General features: G+C 64.8%; 21 protein-coding genes. 12 read left to right on the top strand and 9 right to left on the bottom strand.

What is annotated here, in order from left to right:
• The first annotated feature begins 14 nt into the window (after positions 1-14).
• Positions 15-5,885 carry a non-ribosomal peptide synthetase gene (locus CH295_RS01080; protein ID WP_094739605.1) on the top strand — a complete coding sequence of 1,957 codons (5,871 nt, stop codon included), beginning with the start codon at positions 15-17 and terminating at the stop codon, positions 5,883-5,885.
• A 71-nt stretch (positions 5,886-5,956) separates the two neighbouring features.
• On the opposite strand, the gene CH295_RS01075 is transcribed toward CH295_RS01080, so the two are convergent.
• The 8 genes from CH295_RS01075 to CH295_RS01040 form a co-directional block, all read right to left on the bottom strand.
• Positions 5,957-6,892, bottom strand: a complete 936-nt coding sequence (locus tag CH295_RS01075) for an esterase/lipase family protein (protein WP_094739499.1) — start codon at positions 6,890-6,892, stop codon at positions 5,957-5,959.
• 147 nt (positions 6,893-7,039) lie between these two features.
• Positions 7,040-7,921, bottom strand: coding sequence for a glycosyltransferase family 2 protein (locus CH295_RS01070; protein ID WP_252341865.1), 882 nt, complete (start codon positions 7,919-7,921; stop codon positions 7,040-7,042).
• A 55-nt stretch (positions 7,922-7,976) separates the two neighbouring features.
• Positions 7,977-8,831 carry an ABC transporter permease gene (locus tag CH295_RS01065; RefSeq protein ID WP_052047376.1) on the bottom strand — a complete coding sequence of 285 codons (855 nt, stop codon included), beginning with the start codon at positions 8,829-8,831 and terminating at the stop codon, positions 7,977-7,979.
• 10 nt (positions 8,832-8,841) lie between these two features.
• A complete protein-coding gene (locus tag CH295_RS01060) occupies positions 8,842-9,699 on the bottom strand; it encodes an ABC transporter permease (protein ID WP_037188330.1) in 858 nt (285 codons plus the stop codon).
• Entirely contained in the window at positions 9,696-10,667 is a 972-nt protein-coding gene (locus tag CH295_RS01055) for a daunorubicin resistance protein DrrA family ABC transporter ATP-binding protein (protein WP_037188328.1), read from the bottom strand. The genes CH295_RS01060 and CH295_RS01055 overlap by 4 nt, the downstream gene beginning before the upstream one ends.
• 120 nt (positions 10,668-10,787) lie before the next feature.
• The gene (locus CH295_RS01050; protein ID WP_094739604.1) at positions 10,788-11,741 is read right to left on the bottom strand and encodes an AurF N-oxygenase family protein; all 954 of its coding nucleotides are present in this window, start codon (positions 11,739-11,741) and stop codon (positions 10,788-10,790) included.
• A gap of 35 nt (positions 11,742-11,776) precedes the next feature.
• The gene (locus tag CH295_RS01045; protein ID WP_094633686.1) at positions 11,777-12,685 is read right to left on the bottom strand and encodes a prephenate dehydrogenase dimerization domain-containing protein; all 909 of its coding nucleotides are present in this window, start codon (positions 12,683-12,685) and stop codon (positions 11,777-11,779) included.
• 12 nt (positions 12,686-12,697) lie between these two features.
• Entirely contained in the window at positions 12,698-13,192 is a 495-nt protein-coding gene (locus CH295_RS01040; RefSeq protein ID WP_037188323.1) for a hotdog fold domain-containing protein, read from the bottom strand.
• Positions 13,193-13,683: 491 nt separating this feature from the next.
• Between CH295_RS01040 and rpsJ the strand changes: the two genes are divergently transcribed.
• Genes rpsJ through rpsQ form a run of 11 tightly spaced genes read left to right on the top strand, consistent with a single transcriptional unit; the run spans position 13,684 to position 18,984 of the window.
• Positions 13,684-13,989, top strand: a complete 306-nt coding sequence (gene rpsJ / locus CH295_RS01035) for a 30S ribosomal protein S10 (protein WP_003938093.1) — start codon at positions 13,684-13,686, stop codon at positions 13,987-13,989.
• Between the two features lie 14 nt (positions 13,990-14,003).
• On the top strand, positions 14,004-14,669 hold the full coding sequence (gene rplC / locus CH295_RS01030; protein WP_027496309.1) for a 50S ribosomal protein L3: 666 nt from the start codon (positions 14,004-14,006) through the stop codon (positions 14,667-14,669).
• Positions 14,666-15,343: a 50S ribosomal protein L4 gene (gene rplD, locus CH295_RS01025; protein ID WP_008718317.1), complete on the top strand. Its 678-nt coding sequence runs from the start codon at positions 14,666-14,668 to the stop codon at positions 15,341-15,343. Before rplC ends, rplD begins: the two co-directional genes overlap by 4 nt.
• The gene (rplW, locus tag CH295_RS01020; RefSeq protein ID WP_027496310.1) at positions 15,340-15,645 is read left to right on the top strand and encodes a 50S ribosomal protein L23; all 306 of its coding nucleotides are present in this window, start codon (positions 15,340-15,342) and stop codon (positions 15,643-15,645) included. The genes rplD and rplW overlap by 4 nt, the downstream gene beginning before the upstream one ends.
• A 39-nt stretch (positions 15,646-15,684) precedes the next feature.
• Positions 15,685-16,521 carry a 50S ribosomal protein L2 gene (gene rplB / locus CH295_RS01015; RefSeq protein ID WP_008718311.1) on the top strand — a complete coding sequence of 279 codons (837 nt, stop codon included), beginning with the start codon at positions 15,685-15,687 and terminating at the stop codon, positions 16,519-16,521.
• Between the two features lie 13 nt (positions 16,522-16,534).
• Entirely contained in the window at positions 16,535-16,816 is a 282-nt protein-coding gene (gene rpsS, locus CH295_RS01010) for a 30S ribosomal protein S19 (RefSeq protein WP_008718309.1), read from the top strand.
• Positions 16,813-17,235, top strand: coding sequence for a 50S ribosomal protein L22 (rplV, locus tag CH295_RS01005; RefSeq protein WP_037188319.1), 423 nt, complete (start codon positions 16,813-16,815; stop codon positions 17,233-17,235). Before rpsS ends, rplV begins: the two co-directional genes overlap by 4 nt.
• A complete protein-coding gene (rpsC, locus tag CH295_RS01000; RefSeq protein WP_027496312.1) occupies positions 17,235-18,044 on the top strand; it encodes a 30S ribosomal protein S3 in 810 nt (269 codons plus the stop codon). Before rplV ends, rpsC begins: the two co-directional genes overlap by 1 nt.
• Positions 18,045-18,047: 3 nt before the next feature.
• On the top strand, positions 18,048-18,464 hold the full coding sequence (gene rplP / locus CH295_RS00995; protein WP_027496313.1) for a 50S ribosomal protein L16: 417 nt from the start codon (positions 18,048-18,050) through the stop codon (positions 18,462-18,464).
• Complete coding sequence (gene rpmC, locus CH295_RS00990) at positions 18,464-18,709, top strand: 50S ribosomal protein L29 (RefSeq protein WP_027496314.1); 246 nt, start codon at positions 18,464-18,466, stop codon at positions 18,707-18,709. Before rplP ends, rpmC begins: the two co-directional genes overlap by 1 nt.
• A complete protein-coding gene (rpsQ, locus tag CH295_RS00985; protein WP_032397542.1) occupies positions 18,706-18,984 on the top strand; it encodes a 30S ribosomal protein S17 in 279 nt (92 codons plus the stop codon). Before rpmC ends, rpsQ begins: the two co-directional genes overlap by 4 nt.
• Positions 18,985-19,048: 64 nt before the next feature.
• Here the strand turns inward: rpsQ and CH295_RS00980 are convergent, their stop codons facing one another.
• Positions 19,049-20,371, bottom strand: coding sequence for an AIM24 family protein (locus CH295_RS00980; RefSeq protein WP_094739497.1), 1,323 nt, complete (start codon positions 20,369-20,371; stop codon positions 19,049-19,051).
• Between the last annotated feature and the right edge of the window lie 10 nt (positions 20,372-20,381).

Raw genomic sequence — 20,381 nt, 5'->3', positions numbered from 1 at the left:
GAGTCTTGGATCAGATGAGTTCGGATGGATCGACCGGTATACCGTCCGAGTGGGGTGGCCGAGTGGGGGGACGGCCGAGTCGCCCCCGGCCCACTCGCGCCCGGCCGACCCGAAGTCGACCCGCTCGTACGGTGTCGCTGCCGACCCTGCTCGCCGCGGCGGTGGAGAAGAATCCGGACGGCACGGCGGTGGAATTCGGTACCCGATCGCTCACCTATCGAGAGATCGACTCCCGGTCGTCCAGGCTGGCCCGGTTGCTCATCGAACGCGGGGTCGGCCCCGAGGATTTCGTGGCACTGGCACTGACCCGTTCGATCGAATCTGTCACGGCCGTGTGGGCCGTGGCGAAGACCGGTGCTGCATTCGTGCCCATCGACCCCAACTACCCGGCCGCCCGAATCACGCACATGGTGAACGACTCCGGCGTGCGAATGGGTGTCACTGCAACACAATTCGAAGAGGCGATGCCGACGTCGGTGTCGTGGATCAGCCTCGACTCGTCCGACACCGAAGGTGCACTCCAGGGGTTGTCCGACGATCCCGTCGTGGCGGACGACCGACGGGCACCGATTCGCCCGTCCACGCTCGCGTACGTCATCTACACCTCCGGCTCGACCGGTCTGCCGAAGGGCGTCGCCGTCTCCCACGCCGGGCTGGCACCGCTGACCTCCACTCAGGTCGAGATCTACGGGCTGGACTCCGATTCGCGCACACTGCATTTCGCGTCCCCCAGCTTCGATGCGTCCGTGCTGGAGCTACTGATGGCTGTGGGCGCCGGTTCGACGATGGTCATCGTCCCGCCCGGTGTATACGGCGGTTCCGATCTGGGTGACATGCTCCGCCACCACCGCGTCAGCCATGCGTTCATCACCCCGGCAGCGCTGGCCTCACTCGATCCGGCAGAGGTGCCCGACATGCGAGTCCTCGCGATCGGCGGCGAGGCCTTCACCTCGGAACTGATGTCGAAGTGGGCACCGGGCAGACGTTTCCACAACGTCTACGGCCCCACCGAAGCGTCGATGGTGTGCAACATCTCGCCACCGTTGAACGCGGGCGAAGCCGTGCTGCTCGGGCCGTCCACCAAGGACATGGGCTACCACGTGCTCGACGACCGGTTGCGGCAGGTGCCCGCCGGGGTGCCGGGGGAGCTGTATCTGACCGGTGCCGGCCTTGCGCGGGGATACCATCGACGATTCGCGCTGACCGCGGCGCGTTTCGTCGCCAATCCGTATGCGGCCGAGGGTAACTCGGATCAGAGTCGGCTGTACCGCACCGGTGACCTGGTGCGCTGGCGGGAGGTGGCGTCCGGACGGGCCATCGAATACCTGGGCCGCAACGACTTTCAGGTCCAGATCCGAGGCTTCAGAATCGAACTCGGTGAAATCGACGCCGTTCTCACAGCGCAGGACGGGGTCGATTTCGCTGTGACTCTCGGTCACCGCAGTCCCACCGGCGCAACCGTTCTCGCAGCATACGTATTGCCGGTGGCAGGGACGGACGTCGACCTGGACCGGGTGCTGGACGAGGCCGGGCGGAGTCTGCCTGCGCACATGGTGCCTTCGGTGATCACGCGGATCGATTCGATCCCGCTGACTCCCACCGGCAAGCTGGACCGAGACGCACTGCCGGAACCGGTGTTCGAGGCCGCGGAGTTCCGGTCCCCGTCGACCACTACCGAACATGTGGTGGCCGATATCTTCGTCGAGCTGCTCGGGGTCGAACGTGTCGGCCTGGACGACGACTTCTTCGCGCTCGGGGGTAACTCCCTGATCGCCACACAGCTCGCGGCTCGATTGGGTTCGGCTCTGGGCGTCCATGTTCCGGCGCGCTCGGTGTTCGAGTCCTCCACCGTCGAGGCCTTGGCGCAGGCCGCCGATTCGGCGGACGGTCCGGTTCGAGCTGCGCTCGACACGTCGAGGCAGCGGCCCGAGCGCATCCCGCTCTCGTCCGCACAGCAGCGCATGTGGTTTCTCAACCGCCTCGACACCGACTCCGCCCTCAACAACGTGCCGGTCGCTCTATTGCTCCGCGGAGAACTCGATGTCGACGCGTTGCAGGCCGCCGTGGGAGACGTGGTCGGTCGACACGAATCGTTGCGCACCGTGTACCCGGAGATCGACGGTGTCGGGTACCAACAGGTGCGGGACGAGGCCGAGACGCACGTCGGGATGGACGTGGTCCGCATCGCTCGTGACGACGCGCTCGCTGCGGTCACACAGTTCTTCACCCGGGGATTCGACGTCACCGTCGAGATCCCGTTTCGTGTCCGGCTGTTCCACATCACGGACCCCGCCGGTGCAGCACCGGAGTACGTGCTGGCCTTCGTTGCACACCACATCTCGGCGGACGGGCTCTCGATGGCCCCGCTGTCCCGCGACGTCATGACGGCGTACCTCGCGCGGCACGGCGGATCGGCACCGCAGTGGGCACCGCTGCCGGTCCAGTACGTCGACTACACACTCTGGCAACTCGACATGCTCGGCTCCGAATCGGATCCGAAGTCGTTGGCCCGCAAGCAGATCGACTATTGGCGTCGCACGCTCGACGGCCTCCCCGAGCAGTTGGATCTGCCCTCCGACCGGCCGCGCCCGCGGGTCGCATCGGGACAGGGGGCGGTGACGGCGTTCGAGATCGACGCTGCACTGCACGCCCGTGTACTCGACTGTGCACGCGAGCACGACGCCACCGCGTTCATGGTGGTGCACGCAGCGTTCGCGGTGCTGCTGGCCACGTTGTCCGGGACGTCCGACATCGCCGTGGGAGCACCGGTGGGTGGCCGCGGCGACGCACGGTTGGACGACCTGGTTGGCATGTTCGTCAACACGGTGGTCCTGCGAACGCAGATCGCTCGAGACGCCTCGTTCGGTGCAGTACTCGCTGCCGTACGTACCTCCGACCTGGAGGCATTCGACAATGTGGACGTACCCTTCGAGCGTCTTGTCGAGGTACTCGATCCGGTGCGATCGCAAGGGCGGCACCCGCTGGTCCAGGTGGCGCTGTTCTTCCAGAACTTCTCCCAGGGATCGTTCGAGCTCCCCGATCTCGGCGTCGAGGCATTCGGGTCCGGGGCGGCCTCGGCGAAGTTCGATCTCCAGGTGACGCTCACCGAACTCGGAGACGGCGCAGGTCTGGCCGGCGAGCTCATGTACGCGACGGATCTGTTCGACGAGGCGACGGTGGCGTCGTTCGGGCGGCGGTTGGTCGCTGTTCTCGAGGCGGTGACCGCTAGTCCGGATGTCGTGGTCGGTGACATCGACGTTCTCGATCCGGATGAGCGTGAACAACTCTCGTCGCGGGGGAACGGCAGCACAGTGGCTGTCGATTCGGGCGAGGTGTTGTTGGATGGTTTCGACCGCACGGTGGTCGATTCGCCGGATGCGGTGGCATTGGTGTTCGGTGAACAATCGTTGACGTATCGGCAGTTCTCGGACCGGGTGGATGCGACTGCGTCGTTGTTGCAGGAACGTGGTGCCGGGCCGGGTGTGTTGGTGGGGTTGGCGATGCGGCGGTCGGTCGAGCTGGTGGTCGGCATGTATGCCGTGCTTCGATCCGGTGCGGCCTATGTGCCGGTGGATCCGGATCAGCCGGCCGAGCGCAACGACTACATTCTCGATACGGCGTCGCCGGTTGTCGTGTTGTCGACGGCACGGGACGAATTCGTCACGGGGACAGCGATTCCGATCGTCGACATCACCGATCCGCCTGAGCCGTCCGGGTCGGTGGTGTTTCCGCGCGCCTCCGGGGACGACCTGGCGTACGTGCTGTTCACGTCCGGGTCGACCGGTCGTCCGAAGGGCGTGGCGATCGAACACCGGGCCATCGTCAACCAGATGTTGTGGATGACGCAGGAATACGGTCTCGATCCGTCGGATGTGTACCTGCAGAAGACGGCCACGACGTTCGACGTCTCGCTGTGGGGTTTCTTCCTGCCGCTGCGAACCGGCGGTCGGTTGATCGTTGCGGCCCCGGGTGCGCAACGTGACGTCGAGGCGGTCGCCGCCGATATCCCGCGGCACGGTGTGACCGTGACGGACTTCGTGCCGTCGATGCTGACGGTCTTCGTCGAAGCGGTGTCGGCGCAGTCGATCTCGTCGTTGCGACATGTTTTCGTCATCGGTGAGGCGTTGCCCGCGGGTACCGTCGATGCCTGGCGGGCCGTATCGGATGCGCGGGTGCACAACCTGTACGGTCCGACCGAGGCGGCGGTGAGTGTCACCTATCGCGACGTGTCCGAGGACGGGGCGTTGTCCGCATCGGGGGCCGGTTCGGTCTCCATCGGTGTGTCGGAGTGGAACACGTCGGTGTACGTGCTGGATTCGCGGTTGCATCCGGTACCGGCGGGCGTGCCGGGGGAGTTGTACTTGGCGGGTGTGCAGTTGGCGCGGGGTTACGTTGCGCGGCCCGACTTGTCGGCGGAGCGGTTCGTGGCGAACCCGTTCGGCGATGCGGGGGCGCGGATGTATCGAACTGGTGACCTGGTGCGGTGGTCGATGGATTCCGATCGGCTCGAGTACATCGGTCGCACCGATTTTCAGGTGAAGTTCCGTGGGCAGCGAATCGAGTTGGGAGAGATCGAGACTGCGCTGACGGCGCGGTCGTCGGTGAGTCAGGCTGTCGTCGTGGTGTCGCACTCGGCGGTCGGTGAGTCGTTGGCGGCGTACCTGGTTCCCACTCCCGGCACCGACATCGATGTCGAGGCGGTGCGGTCGGAGGCGGTGTCTGCGCTGCCGTCGTACATGGTTCCGTCGGCCTTCGTCGTGCTCGACGCTCTACCTCTCAACGCTGCAGGAAAGTTGGATCGTCGTGCGCTGCCTGCTCCGGAGTTCGAGACCCGAGAGTTCAGGGCCCCGCAGACACCGGTGGAGGAAGCTGTTGCCGGCGTGTTCGCGGACGTTCTGGGAGTCGAACGTGTGGGACTCGATGACGACTTCTTCTCGCTCGGCGGCAACTCTCTGCTGGCTGTCAAGTTGGTCTCCGCGCTGAAGGGGGCCCTCGGTGGTCGGTCTGTTCCTCTGAACTGGTTGTTCGTGGACGCGTCCGTCGCCTCGCTTGCGGCGCGAATCACTGCTGCCACGGCATCGGGAGTCGGCGGAGCGGAAGCAAGCGGGCTCGAGGTCCTCATACCTCTACGGGTAGGTGGTTCTTCGGCCCCGCTGTTCTGTGTCCACCCCATCGTGGGTCTGTCCTGGGCCTTCGGCGCTCTGGCACCGCACATTGGCGACGACCGCCCGATCTACGGATTGCAGTCGCCCGCGCTGTCCGGTGCAGAACCTGTGCCGCAGTCGATAGAGCAGTGGGCTGCCGTATTCGTGGACAAGATTCGCGCCGTGCAACCGTCGGGCCCGTATCACCTGCTGGGGTGGTCCATGGGCGGACTGATCGCGCATGCGATGGCCGTGCAACTGCAACGTGAGGGCCACGAGGTCTCGACGCTGGCCATGATGGACTCGTTCGTTGCGGGTGGATCGGACCACCTCGTCGACAGGCCGGTGTCGGTGGACGAAATTCTCGGCGGGCTGGGTATCGGTACGGACGATCACCCCGAGATCGGTGAACTCACGGTCGACTCCGTGGCCGAACTGTTGAAGTCGATGCCCGCACCCTTCGACTCGATTTCCCGCGAACGGGTCTCCGGGATACTCGACGGCATCGCACGATCGGCAGAGCTCATCGAAACTTATGTGCCGCAGACCTTCACGGGTCGGGCGCTGCTGTTCGCATCGGTCACCGACGATCCCACGGGCAACGTGGCGGCGGCGACGTGGCACGGTGCGCTGAGCGAGGGCGTGACGGTCGTTCCGGTCCATGCGACGCACTGGCAGATGGCGTCGTCGCCGGCATCGACCGAGATCGGGCCCGTGCTGGACGCGGAATTGCGCCGGTAGGCCGCTCGGCAACGACGAAGGCCTCACGACACCGTGTCGTGAGGCCCTTGTCGTTGCGTGTGGAGAAACGCTCAGCAGGGTGCAGGCGTGGTGGTTGCGTACTCGGGATCGAGTGCGGTCTTCACCATGTACAGGGGAGCGGGATCGGCAACGAGACCGACGTGGGACGTCGTCGCCGCGGGGCACACGTCCTGAACCCAGACGTTGTGCACCATCGCCGGGTCGCCGGACTTGAGGAAGGTGTTCGCGGGCGGCGTCGAGACGGTGTCGTTGCGCGTGGCGATGACGGTGTACTCCACCCCGGGTTCGACGTCTCCACCCTCGTTCAAGCTCGTAAGCGTCGTCGAACCGACGAGTTGCTGTGCACCCGCCATGTTGTATGTCAGGGGGGTGAGTGCGTCGCCGGGCAGACCGAGCGACGTGAGCAATTCGGAGAGTTGCTGCAGACCACCGAAGGTCGTGCCGTGATTGGTGGCACCGAGGGTGACCAGCGTGTGCACCTTGTTGCGGGCTGGGTCCTGCGCATCGGTGCCGCCATCGAACTTCATGTACTGCCGAGTTGCGGTGCCGCCCTGCGAATGGCCGACCATGTCGACTTGCTCGGCACCGGTTGCCGCGAGTACTTCGTCGACGAAACGGCCGATCTGTCGGCCTGACTCAGCGATGTCGCCGGAGCCCCAGATGGTCGTGCCCGGGTCGAGGAGGAGCGAGACGCCGCCGTAGTTGGGGGCGAAGACGCAGTAGCCCTCGCTCTTCAACTGCGGTGCCAGGATCTTCCACGTGGACGCATCCATCTTGGTTCCGTGGACGAGCACAACCGGACGGGGATGGGCCGCGCTGGGAACGCAGCCGAAGTCGTTGGCACCCTCGAGCGTAGGCGTGGCGGACACCGAGGTGCCGGTGGGCGACGGTGCAGCGACCGCTGTGCCCGTCCCGGTGAAGGACAGGGCACCGGCCACCGCGACAGCAATCGCTGTGGGCAGTACTCTCGTGAACTTCTTCGGCATGGCCTCAATCTCGTCTGGGGCGTGGATCCGCCGCTGTTCGCAAGCATCTGCGTCACCGACCGTAACAGCCGGACACGCGTACGTAACAGGCGTGCTGGTCAAGGGTGCCCGCCACGCAGGCCGGTCGGCGAGCGCGTGTGGTGCACATCACCAACCGATGGCTCCGTACCTGATCCCTGCGCGAAGCTCGCCGACTCGGATCACGAACGCGCGGAGCCAGTGGCCCCGTGACATCCCGGTCAGCGACGTCGGCAACAAGGGATTGCGCAGCAGCAGCGCCATCCACCAGGACGCGACTCGGCGCACTTTCAGTGCCGGGCACCCCTGTGGCCGGTAGATTCCGCGAAGCTTGGAGAAGCCGAACCCCAGACGAAAAGACTGACGCAACATGGGGCGCAGCTCGGCGCGAAGTCGATACGCGACGACCGGCTCGTCACTGAATCCCAGGGTGTAACCCGCGAGTTGCGCGCGCCAGCTGAACTCCACATCCTGGCTCGCCCTGAAGCGATTGTCCATGCCGCCGAGATCGCGGTACACCGACGCCCAGCAGGCCATACTCGCGCCGATCGCGAACGGCAGGAAATCGGTGCGGCCCTGCTTCTCCGGCTCCGTCGTGGGCGTCCACGACAACGCCCGGGCGCTGTTCAGCGTGACGGTTTCGACTGCAGTGCCGACGACATCGAACGACGACGCCTTCTGCACGAGCGTGGTGAGCCACGACGTGTGCACGACATCGTCCGAGTCGCAGAACGCCAACAGATCGCCAGAGGCGCTCTCGGCACCGCGATTGCGTGCGTGCGCCGCACCGACCTGCTGCGACGCGTCCACGCAGGTCAACTGCAGTCGATCCCGCAGGGGATGCGAAGCGACGTGATCGCTGACTCGTCCGTCGCCGGCGTTGTCCGAAATCAGCACGTCGAACGGACAGTCGACATCTTGCTCCGCCAACGCCTGCAACTGTGCGTCGAGCAGGGGATCCAGCGAGCCCACAGGAATGATCACCGAGATCGACGGATGTGCGGTGTGCATATGGTTCACGACGTCACCTCCGTTCCGGGCCGTGGGTCGACCGGAGCCACTTCGATCAGCCGTCCGACGATGCCTTCTTGTATCCGCGAATTGCCGGGATCAGAAACACCGCGGCCATTCCGAGCGACCACGCAAGAGTCTGCAACACCGGTGTCAGGACCGGACCGCCCATTGCCAGGTTTCGCATCGCATCGACCGCCACCGACATCGGCTGTGCCGCGACGACCGGTTGAAGCCATGGTGGGTAGGCCAGCACGGGTACGAAGCCGGCGTTGAAGAACATCAGAAGCGTGGCGAAGATCGACACGACTTCGACCAGGGGTGCGTCGCCCGCGACGGTGGCCAGGAATGTCACCATGACCGCGAACCCGATACCGAACACGATCGGCACCAGAATCAACAAGATGCCGGCCGGAATTCCCTGGGTGAATCGGAACCCCATCGCGACACCGGCGCAGGTGATGACGATGGTGGTGACGAGCACTCGAACTGCTTCGGCGATCATCCTGCCCAGCAGACCGGCGGCACGATGCGTCGGTGTCGTCCAGAACCGGGACAACAAACCAGACTTACGTTCGCCCTTGAGGCCGACCGCACTGACGATCGATCCGAACATCGCTCCGACGAGAGCGATCATCGGCACCTGGCCGTAGATCGCCGGCGCTCCGGTGGCCGCGGAGATCGAGTTTCCGAGCACGACACGGAACATGACCAGCATCAAGGCGGGGTACAGCAACGCCTGAATCATCGTCGACGGATCGCGCATCCATCGCATCAACAGTCGCTTGGCCTGGATCAGACTGTGGGTCCAGAGGGCGCGGACAGACCTTTCGCCCAGGACCATGTTGGGTTCGGGGAAGGTCAAGCTGGACACGCGGGTCGTGTTCACCGACGCTTCGGACATCGTCATGTCGGACTCTTCACTCTGGCCTGGAGCTCGCCCAGATGGCGAGCGGTACGAAGAACAGGATCAAGCCGGTCACCCACGCGAGCGACGGCCACAACACCTGGAAGGTGACTCCGCCTTCGGCCATATCGCGCATTGCGAAGGAGAACTGCGAGATCGGCTGGTTGCGTACGAACGGTCGGATGAGTTCCGGGAAACCACTTTCCGGAACGAACCCGCACGACGCCATACCGAGAATGAGCTGGGGGAGGGTCAATACCTGGCTGGTTGCTTCGGGACTCTTCGACAGAGTGCCGATCGCATCGGCCCCGATCGACAACGTGGTGCTGATCAGCATGGCGAGTGCGCAGAACAGCAGGGCCTGACCGAACCCTGCCGTGAAGCGAAAGCCGATGACATAACCGAAACCGAGGGCGGATACGAGCGAGACCAACGAGCGGACGACGCCGCTCGAGATTCGTGCCACGAGGGGCACACCCCGCACGACAGGCATGGTCTTCAACCGCGAGTTGAGGCCGCTCATCGCCTCGGCCGAGGCGCGCTGTGCCGCCGAGATCGCGGTGAACGCCATGGCCTGCAACACGATGATCGGCATCAGGAACTGGGCGTAGTCGATGCCCTGCAAACCCATGACGAACTTGAGAGGGAGGTAGAAGCCGACGGTGAAGATGAGCGGGGCGATGACCGCGACCAACAACTCACCCTTGGTCAGCATCGTCCACAGTGCACGCCCGGTCAGTGCCTGCCACTGCACGAATCCCGACGGTTTCGTCCTCGACCGCCGCTTCGGCTGCCGAGCCGTCGAACCGACATCGGTCCGTTGCACGGTCCTGGCCTGCGAATCGGCTACGCCTCGCGTCGTGGCCGTCATGGCGTGGTGCTCGTCTGCGAGTGCCCGGTGAGAGTGAGGAACACGTCGTCGAGCGACGGACGGCGGAGTGCGATGTCGGCGAGCACGATTCCCACCGCATCGATGCGGCGCAGAATCTCCGACAGAGTGGCTGCTCCGTCGGGTGCGGGAACGGAGAGCCGGTCCGAGGCAGCAGTGATCTCGGCGTGGACCGCAGCGGGGACCATGTCGCCCAGGGCCTCGGCGGCTGCACGGAGCTGGCCGGGATCGAGTGGAACGACCTCGCAGTAACTGCCGCCGGTCATGGCCTTGAGATGGTCCGAGGTGCCCTCTGCGATGACCGTGCCCTTGTCGATGACGATGATGTTGTCGCTCAGAACGTCTGCTTCTTCGAGATACTGCGTCGTCAACAGCACGGTGATGCCCTGCGCCTTGAGTGCTTCGACCAACGACCAGACGCCCTGCCTGCTGCGTGGGTCGAGTCCGGTGGTCGGCTCGTCCAGGAACACGACCTCCGGTCGCACGACGAGGCCGCAGGCGATGTCGATGCGGCGACGCATACCGCCCGAGTAGCCACGCACGGGGCGTTTGCCGGTGTCGGAGAGGTCGAACTCGTCGAGCAGCGCCTTGGCTCGGGCCTTCGCGGCCTTCTTGTCCAGACCCATCAGACGACCGAAGAGCTCGATGTTCTCGCGGCCGGACAGTGTGTCGTCCAGAGCCGCGTACTGCCCGGTCATCATGATCGAGCGACGTACTGCCGGCGCGTCGGCCGCGACATCGTGACCCGCGACGAACGCTCTGCCGCTGTCGGGTGCGATCAGGGTGGAGAGCACCTTCACGGTCGTCGTCTTGCCTGCACCGTTCGGGCCGAGGATGCCCAGTACGGTTCCACGCTCTGCGGAGAAGCTGATGCCGCGCAACGCCTGCACATCGCCGAAGGACTTGTGTACGTCCTCCACGTGTACGGCTGCGTGTTGTGCTGACGACATCGAATCTCCGAGCTGTCGGGGGAGTGGTGGGACCGGACCCCGTGGAGTCGAGGGCCACTACTTGATAGCGAAATTCGCCGTGGATGTTACTTGTGGGTCGTCGCTGCGGGACCTTCGCAGTCAGTCCCAGTCGATATCGATACTGTTCTCGACGTCGAGTTTTCGGCACAGAGACCGCAACCCGCTGTAGTCCTGAACCAATGCGCGTCGGCTCTTGTCCTGCTCGACGTCGGCGAGCATCGCGTCGCCGCCGCGCACGCCTTCGAGTTCGAGAATGCGTGCCCAGGTGGAGAAATCGCTGCTCGAGAACGCGTCCATACCGTCGACCAGGCCGTCCAGGAACTTCTGCCGGTCGTCGGTACCGAGTCGGTCGAAGACGATCGCAGCCATGTCGTCGGCGATCGATGCATGGCAGTACTCGTCGCGGTTGTGCAGTTTGACGGTTGCCCGGTTGATGGGCTGAATCACGTCGTCGTCCTCGATCAGGTCCAGGTACGAGGTGATGGAGATCTCCGCAACCGTCATGAACGCGAGCGAACTGATCGCGGCAGACCAGGGGTCGTCACTGGTCGCCTGCGCCGCCCGCTGCCGGCGCACGGTGGAGCTGAACGGCAGTGAGCGTTCCGACAGAGCCCAACCGCGTCCGCGCCTGGTGGCTGCGCTCGCGTTGAGGTGCATCAGGGTGTGGTACTGCTCGTCCACCATGGCCTGGGTCACCGCCACCGCGAGGGTGTCACCCATTCCGGTCTCGAACACGTCTTGCGCCAACAGGGCGAAACCGGGATGAACGACATGCTGCTCGACGTCCATCACGTTCTTGTTGAACGCGATCCAGCCCCACGCCCGAAGTCGATCCTGCTGCTCGGGAGTGGCACCGGTGAAGGTGTCGTGCTCACCGAAGGGGATCAGAGCGTCGGGGAAATCCTGCTTGGACGCGTCGAACAGGTCGTCCAGCTCGGGTTCGGGCTTCTTGACCGTCGCGCGTTGCGACCAGTTCTTCGCCAACCGTGCGACGACTGCGCTCTCGACGAGATCGTCGGAGTCGAATTCCGGCAACGACGGTTGCTCCAACATCGCGTGCCTCTGCTTCCGCACTCGTCCTACCGCGGCTATCGGCGATCACCGCTACCTCGAACGATACCGAACATCTCCGCACACAGAGCTCGATACCGATCTCCGTTCCCGCCCAGAGCGGCCTCGGCCTGCACCAACAGGCGAGCGAAGTCGGCCTCGGAACCGGAATCGACGGTCTCGCTCACCGTCTGCGTGGCTCGGCGCAGCGCAGCCCTGGCATCGGCGGCGTGCGGATTGCCTGCCTGGACGTCCCAGTAGACCTCGGGCTCACCGCCGGTGATCCGAGCCAGCACCGCGAGCATCGTTGCGTTCGGGGGAGGCGCAACGGCGTCGATGTCGACGAACGGAAGGTCCAGTTCGGCCAGAGCCAGGCCGAACGCCAGCACACTGGCGTGCGTGAGCGCCTGCGTCGCCGCGGCGAGGCGATCGTGGCGTGCTGCGTCGAGCAGGACCACTCGACCGCCCCACCGCGCGATGCTCTCCAGGAAGGCATCCACCGGCGGGCCTGGTCGGTGCACGACGGCGGCGACGGGGCGTCCGGTCATTCCGAGCGACGGGGCGAACATGGGATTGATTCCCACCGCGGATCCGATCGGACGTGCGTCCTGTACATGGTCGGAGAAGCCGGACTTCACCGACAGAGTTTCCACCAGCAGCGCGTCGGGGTGCACCGCGGACAGGTCGGCCCGCAGTGCCACGGATTCGGGCACCGCCAGAATCACGGTGGCAGCCTTTTCCAGTACCGATTCGACCCGGCGGTCGGGGGCGGTGACATCGCCGGCGAGCACCGTCGAACTACCGGGTACCGAGCCGCCGTGCACGTCCACGATGGTCACCGGCACGCCGTCCGCGATCAGGAGGCCGACCATCAAGCGGCCGACCGCTCCCGAGCCTCCGACCACGACCACGGAGTCGTCGGGCTTCGACCGTGTCCTCGAATTCATCGTTCGAGTATGTCAACGCGATGCGGCGGAGACCCAGATCGTGATGTCCGCGTGCACGACCTCGATGCCCGCGGTGTCTCGGATCGCCACGGGCACGACGATGTCGATGCCGTCGGTGATCGTCCCGAAGTCGGGGACCTCGTCCAGTTCGGCGACCGCGCGCAGTGATGTGGTGGCCTTCGTCAGGTACTGCACGGTCATGGATTTGGGAATCCACCGGTGCGAGGTGGGGACGGTCGCCTCGGCGAGCATGCCCATGGCGACCTCGGCGAGATTGCAGGCGGCGATGGCGTGGAACGTGCCCAGGTGGTTACGAATGCCGAACCACTTGGGTGCAGTCACCTCGCAGCGTCCCGGCTCGAGCGCGACGACACGGGGCAGTACGGATGCGAAGTACGGAACCCGCAGGCACATGCCGACGGAGAAGAGAGTGGAGCCGATAGTGTTGTTCGGTAGCTTCGACCAGGCGCGATAGGTCGCGCCGGTAGTGTTCTCGACGGTGGTCATGGCGCTACCTTACTGCTCGGTAAGGTAACGCGGCGGCAATCGATCGGGCCCGAGTTGATCTGGTGCCCGGTCTGCGGCATACTGGTCGGGTTGCCTGGACACGGGACGCGCATGCGTGCGGCCTGAAACAGGTGAGTCGGCCGAAAAGCCGACTGAGCAAGAACATGAGACCAGCGCTCCACGTGAGCGCGTCCGGAACACCAGCTCGATCGGTGCGGATTTCGTTCGATTCGGATGGTTGAGGCGAAAGTTTCAGCGCAGAAGAATGAGCGGAATCGCGACACGCCCGACCGCGTGGACCGGAGAACCATGACAGATGAAGAGCGGCAACGGAATCAGGTCACGCCTGGTCGTCAACGTTTTTCACTGTCGTGTGTGCACGAAGGCAGTTCGAGTCGGTGGGTTTCCCACGGCTCGGGGACTGTGCAGACGAGGTGGAGCAGGCCGAACGGCCCGTTCTACGACCAAGCGGCAAGAAAAGGACACTAAGCGTGGCGGGACAAAAGATCCGCATCAGGCTCAAGGCCTACGACCATGAGGCGATCGACGCGTCAGCGCGCAAGATCGTCGAAACGGTCACCCGTACGGGTGCCCGCGTCGTCGGACCGGTGCCGTTGCCGACAGAAAAGAACGTGTACTGCGTCATCCGTTCGCCGCACAAGTACAAGGACTCGCGCGAACACTTCGAGATGCGTACTCACAAGCGGCTCATTGACATCCTCGACCCGACACCGAAGACGGTGGACGCGCTCATGCGCATCGACCTCCCGGCCAGTGTCGACGTCAACATCCAGTGAGCGCGGAGACAACGATGACTGATAACAAGAACCGGCCTGCAACAGGAATTCTGGGCACCAAGCTCGGAATGACCCAGGTCTTCGACGAGAACAACCGCGTCGTTCCGGTGACCGTGATCAAGGCAGGCCCCAACGTGGTCACCCAGATCCGCACCCAGGAACGTGACGGCTACAGCGCCGTCCAGGTCGCATTCGGTGCGATCGACCCGCGCAAGGTGAACAAGCCCACCACCGGCCAGTTCGAGAAGGCAGGTGTCACGCCGCGTCGCCACATCGTGGAGATTCGCGTAGCCGACGCCTCGCAGTTCGAGGTCGGCCAGGAGCTCACCGCTGCAGTGTTCGAGGACGGCGCATACGTCGACGTCACCGGCACCAGCAAGGGCAAGGGCTTCGCCGGAACCATGAAGCGTCACGGCTTCAAGGGTCAGGGCGCGAGCCACGGCGCACAGGCCGTGCACCGTCGCCCCGGATCCATCGGTGGCTGCGCAACACCCGGTCGCGTCTTCAAGGGAATGCGCATGTCCGGACGTATGGGTGGCGACCGCGTCACGACGCAGAACCTCTCGGTCCACAAGGTGGACAGCGAGAACGGTCTTCTGCTGATCAAGGGAGCGATCCCGGGCCGTCGCGGCAACGTCGTGATCGTCAAGTCTGCATTGAAGGGTGGTGCACGGGCATGACCAGCCTCGAGAAGAACACCGAGACCAAGCTGACGCTCGATGTCAAGGAAGCCGGCGGCAAGACCAACGGCACCGTCGATCTCCCCGCGGAGATCTTCGACGCTCCGGCGAACATCGCGCTGCTGCACCAGGTCGTCATCGCACAGCTGGCAGCTGCTCGTCAGGGAACCCACTCCACGAAGACTCGTGGCGAGGTTCGCGGCGGTGGCAAGAAGCCGTACCGGCAGAAGGGCACCGGCCGCGCCCGTCAGGGCTCGACCCGCGCTCCTCAGTTCGTCGGCGGTGGCACGGTCCACGGACCGCAGCCGCGCGACTACAGCCAGCGGACCCCCAAGAAGATGAAGGCCGCCGCATTGCGCGGAGCCCTCTCCGATCGGGCCCGCAGCGAGCGTCTGCACGTCATCACCGAACTGGTTGCCGGACAGGTTCCGTCCACCAAGGGTGCGAAGACGTTCCTCGCCGAGATCTCGGACCGCAAGAAGGTCCTGCTCGTCGTCGGCCGCGAGGACATCGCAGCCTGGAAGAGCGTTCAGAACCTGGACGGCGTGCACCCCATTGCACCCGACCAGCTCAACACCTACGACGTGCTCAACGCCGATGATGTCGTTTTCAGCGTGGAAGCGCTGAACACCTTCATCGCTGGGCCTGCAAAGAACGAGGAGGCAAGCAAGTGACCACGATCGCCGATCCCCGCGACATCTTGCTGGCACCGGTCATCTCCGAGAAGTCCTACGGACTGATCGAAGAGGGCACCTACACGTTCCTGGTGCACCCGGACTCGAACAAGACGCAGATCAAGATTGCCGTCGAGAAGATCTTCGACGTCACCGTGACCAGCGTCAACACGATGAACCGTCAGGGCAAGCGTAAGCGGACCCGGTTCGGTTACGGCAAGCGCAAGGACACCAAGCGCGCGCTCGTAACGCTCTCCGCCGACAGCAAGCCCATCGAGATCTTCGGAGGTCCGGTCGCGTAAGCGACTGGGACTCTTCGGATATAGAGGACGAGAAGACTCATGGCAATCCGTAAATACAAGCCGACAACCCCGGGCCGTCGTGGCTCCAGCGTTTCCGATTTCGCTGAGATCACGCGTTCGACCCCCGAGAAGTCGCTGATCCGCCCGCTGCACGGTCGCGGTGGACGTAACGCACACGGTCGTATCACCACCCGGCACAAGGGTGGCGGTCACAAGCGTGCGTACCGTCTCATCGATTTCCGTCGTAACGACAAGGACGGCGTGCCGGCCAAGGTCGCTCACATCGAGTACGACCCCAACCGCACCGCGAACATCGCACTGCTGCACTTCGCAGACGGCGAGAAGCGCTACATCGTCGCACCCAAGGGCATCGCCCAGGGCTCGCCGATCGAGCAGGGTGCCAACGCCGACATCAAGCCCGGCAACAACCTGCCCCTGCGCAACATCCCGACGGGTACGACCATCCACGCGGTCGAACTCCGTCCGGGTGGTGGCGCGAAGATGGCCCGCTCCGCCGGAGCGAGCATTCAGCTCCTCGGTAAGGAAGGCCCCTACGCCACGCTGCGTATGCCGTCCGGTGAAATCCGTCGCGTCGACGTGCGCTGCCGCGCAACCGTCGGCGAGGTCGGCAACGCCGAGCAGTCGAACATCAACTGGGGCAAGGCCGGCCGCATGCGCTGGAAGGGCAAGCGCCCGACAGTTCGTGGTGTCGTGATGAACCCGGTCGACCACCCGCACGGTGGCGGCGAGGGCAAGACCTCCGGTGGACGCCACCCGGTCAGCCCCTGGGGACAGCCGGAAGGCCGTACCCGCAAGAACAAGGCGAGCGACAAGCTGATTGTCCGTCGTCGTCGTACCGGCAAGAACAAGCGCTAGGAGGGAGTTCAGAATGCCACGCAGCCTGAAGAAAGGCCCGTTCGTAGACGATCACCTCCTCGCGAAGGTTGACGTCCAGAACGACAAGGGAACCAAGCAGGTCATCAAGACCTGGTCCCGTCGATCGACAATTTTGCCCGACTTCATCGGTCACACTTTCGCCGTCCACGACGGTCGCAAGCACGTACCGGTGTTCGTGTCCGACTCCATGGTCGGCCACAAGCTCGGGGAATTCGCACCGACCCGCACGTTCAAGGGTCACATCAAGGACGACCGGAAGGCGAAGAGGCGATGACCAACTTCACCCCCACCGCCAATCCGACTGCCAAGGCCGTAGCGAAGCACGTTCGCGTCACGCCGATGAAGGCACGTCGCGTCGTGGATCTGGTTCGCGGGCGCTCCGTCGAGGACGCGCTCAACATCCTCAAGTTCGCGCCGCAGGCAGCGAGCGAGCCGGTCGCCAAGGTGATCGCCTCCGCAGCGGCCAACGCCGAGAACAACCTGGATCTCGATCCCAGCACGCTGATCGTCGCCACTGCATTCGTCGACGAGGGTGCAACCCTCAAGCGATTCCAGCCGCGCGCTCAGGGCCGGGCATTCCGGATCCGCAAGCGCACCAGCCACATCACGGTGATCGTCGAAAGCCTGCCCAAGACCGGCGGAACGTCTCGCAACCGTCGTAAGGGCCAGGCGTCCAAGGAAGGGGCTCAGTAGTGGGTCAGAAAATCAACCCGCACGGCTTCCGCTTGGGTATCACCACTGACTGGAAGTCGCGCTGGTACGCAGACAAGCAGTACTCGGAGTACGTCAAGGAAGACGTCGAGATCCGCAAGCTTCTTGCCACCGGCATGGAGCGCGCAGGAATCGCGAAGGTCGAGATCGAGCGCACCCGTGACCGTGTTCGCGTGGACATCCACACGGCACGTCCGGGCATCGTCATCGGTCGTCGTGGCGCCGAGGCCGACCGCATCCGCGGAGCACTCGAGAAGCTGACCGGCAAGCAGGTTCAGCTCAACATCCTCGAGGTCAAGAACGCCGAGTCCGAGGCTCAGCTCGTGGCCCAGGGTGTTGCCGAGCAGCTCAGCAACCGCGTCGCATTCCGTCGCGCAATGCGTAAGGCCATCCAGTCGGCCATGCGTCAGCCGAACGTCAAGGGCATTCGTGTTCAGTGCTCCGGCCGTCTCGGTGGTGCCGAAATGTCTCGCTCGGAGTTCTACCGCGAGGGACGCGTTCCCCTGCACACGCTCCGTGCCGACATCGACTACGGGCTGTACGAGGCCAAGACCACCTTCGGCCGCATCGGCGTGAAGGTCTGGATCTACAAGGGCGACATCGTCGGCGGACGGCGTGAACTCGCTGCCGCTGCGGCTCCGGCCGCCGGTGCAGACCGTCCCCGTCGTGAGCGTCCCACTCGTCCGCGTCGCAGCGGTGCCTCGGGCACCACGGCGACCAGCACCGAGGCCGGCCGCGCGGCATCCGCAACCGAGGCTCCGGCCTCGACCGAACCCACTCAGGAGGGCTGACGCATGTTGATCCCCCGCCGGGTCAAGCACCGCAAGCAGCACCACCCGAAGCGTTCGGGTGCCGCCAAGGGCGGAACTCAGGTGACATTCGGTGACTACGGCATCCAGGCTCTCGAGCCCGCCTACATCACCAACCGTCAGATCGAGTCCGCTCGTATCGCGATCACTCGCCACATCAAGCGTGGCGGCAAGGTCTGGATCAACATCTTCCCGGACCGCCCGCTCACCAAGAAGCCTGCCGAGACCCGCATGGGTTCCGGTAAGGGTTCGCCCGAGTGGTGGATCGCCAACGTCAAGCCGGGTCGCGTGCTCTTCGAGCTGTCGTACCCCGACGAGACCATCGCGCGTGAGGCACTGACTCGCGCCATCCACAAGCTGCCCATCAAGGCACGCATCATCACCAGGGAGGAGCAGTTCTGATGGCTACCGGAACCCCAGCCGCAGAGCTCCGCGAGCTCACCGGTGAAGAGCTGGTCACCAAGCTGCGTGAGTCGAAGGAAGAGCTGTTCAACCTTCGTTTCCAGATGGCTACCGGCCAGCTGGACAACAACCGTCGACTGCGCACCGTCCGTCACGAGATCGCGCGCATCTACACCGTCCTGCGCGAGCGTGAGCTCGGCTTGGCATCTGGTCCTTCCGAGGACACTGCAGGTGACGCGGCATGAGCGAGGAAAAGACTGTGACTGAAGAGCGCAACAACCGTAAGGTTCGGATCGGCTACGTCGTATCCGACAAGATGGAGAAGACGATCGTGGTCGAGCTCGAGGACAGGGTCAAGCACCCCCTCTACAGCAAGATCATCCGTCGCACCACCAAGGTCAAGGCACATGACGAGAAGGGCGACGCCGGCGTAGGCGATCGCGTTCAGCTCATGGAGACCCGCCCGCTGTCCGCCACGAAGCACTGGCGACTGGTCGAGGTTCTCGAAAAGGCCAAGTAGTACCTGCACCACAAATGCCCGCTCCCTTCCTGGGAGCGGGCATTTTGTGTTTCGGCCGCGCGGCCTATCTGCCCAGCAAGCCGCCGAGCGCCCCGCCGACACCTGCCTGTTCACCGCTACCGCTGCCGCCGACCAGTCCGCCCGGCGGTTGCTCCGACGGCTGAACCACGACGAATCCCTGACCCGCGAACTCGAGGGTGAATCTTTCTCCTGTGGTGCGCCCGATGAGTGTGCCGAGGCCGAACGAATCGTTCTTCTTGACTCTCGTCTGCAAGGAAGACGACCATGCGACCGCAGCCTGCGGATCGGCGAAGGTGGGCTGGTCGACGTTCAGCACCACCGGAATCCCGTCGGTCGTGATGGCGATCCGACCGCGCCCGGAGAAGACACAGTTGAAGAAGCCCGCGTTACCGCCCGCTGCAGCTCCCTGTACACGTTTGATGTCGTAACTCAGTGAACTCTCGAAGGCGAGAACGTTGGCACCGTTGATGGTCAACCCGTCGGTACCGTCCAGATCGATGAGGTGCACGTCCTGTGCGGCATTGGCGAGGAAGAGGTCGCCCTGACCCGTGACTTTCATCAGAGGGACACCCTCGCCCGAGAGCGCCTGCTTGAGCGCCCGGCCGATGCCACCCGAGCCCTTGGCCTCGAACTGCAGATTGCCCTGATACGCGACCATCGAACCGGCCCGGGCCATCACGTCGCCGTTCATCCCGATGCGGCACATCTTGCTGCCCTGCTTCTGAATACCCGAACCGGGAACCTCGGCGTGGGCGGGCGTGAACAGTTCACTTCTCATGGCCAGAACTCCTCGAGGGACGGGTGAATGCACGGGTGGCGAGGTGGTGGTCGGTGATGGCTCGTGCGGAGCGTCGGGCGTCGGCTCGTCGTGCTCGACACTGATACCGAACGCCGTGGCCAACCCCGCGAGTCCATCGGCGTATCCCTGGCCGACGGCGCGGATCTTCCACTGCTCGCCGCGCCGGTAGAACTCGAGACACACCAGCGCGCTCTCGTCTCCGAGCGCATCGGCAGTAAATCCGATCAGCGCGGTGCCCGACGCATCGGACACCGTCACCGCCGTCGGGCCTGCAGCGGCGAACGTTGCGGGTCCGGTTCCGTCGAGGGACGCCGCCACGGCCACGGTATCGACGCCGGCCGGGACGGCGGTGGCGTCGAACATCAGTTGGTGCCCGGTCGGTACACGGCGGTACTCGACGCCGGGGGCGGTGGGCTGGTTGTAGAACACCAGGTCCGCGTCCGTACGCACCCGACCGTCCGGCCCCAGCAGCAGCGCGGAGACGTCGACCGAGGTCGACGCCGCGAGCGTCACCGTCAGGGGGCCGGCCGGAGCGGGGCAGTTCTCCCCGCGAGCGAGGGTCTTCATCGAACCCAGT

Origin of the sequence: Rhodococcus sp. 14-2483-1-2, assembly GCF_002259405.1 — a bacterium.
GTDB lineage: Bacteria > Actinomycetota > Actinomycetes > Mycobacteriales > Mycobacteriaceae > Rhodococcoides.
This window is presented reverse-complemented; position numbering and strand designations above follow the sequence as displayed.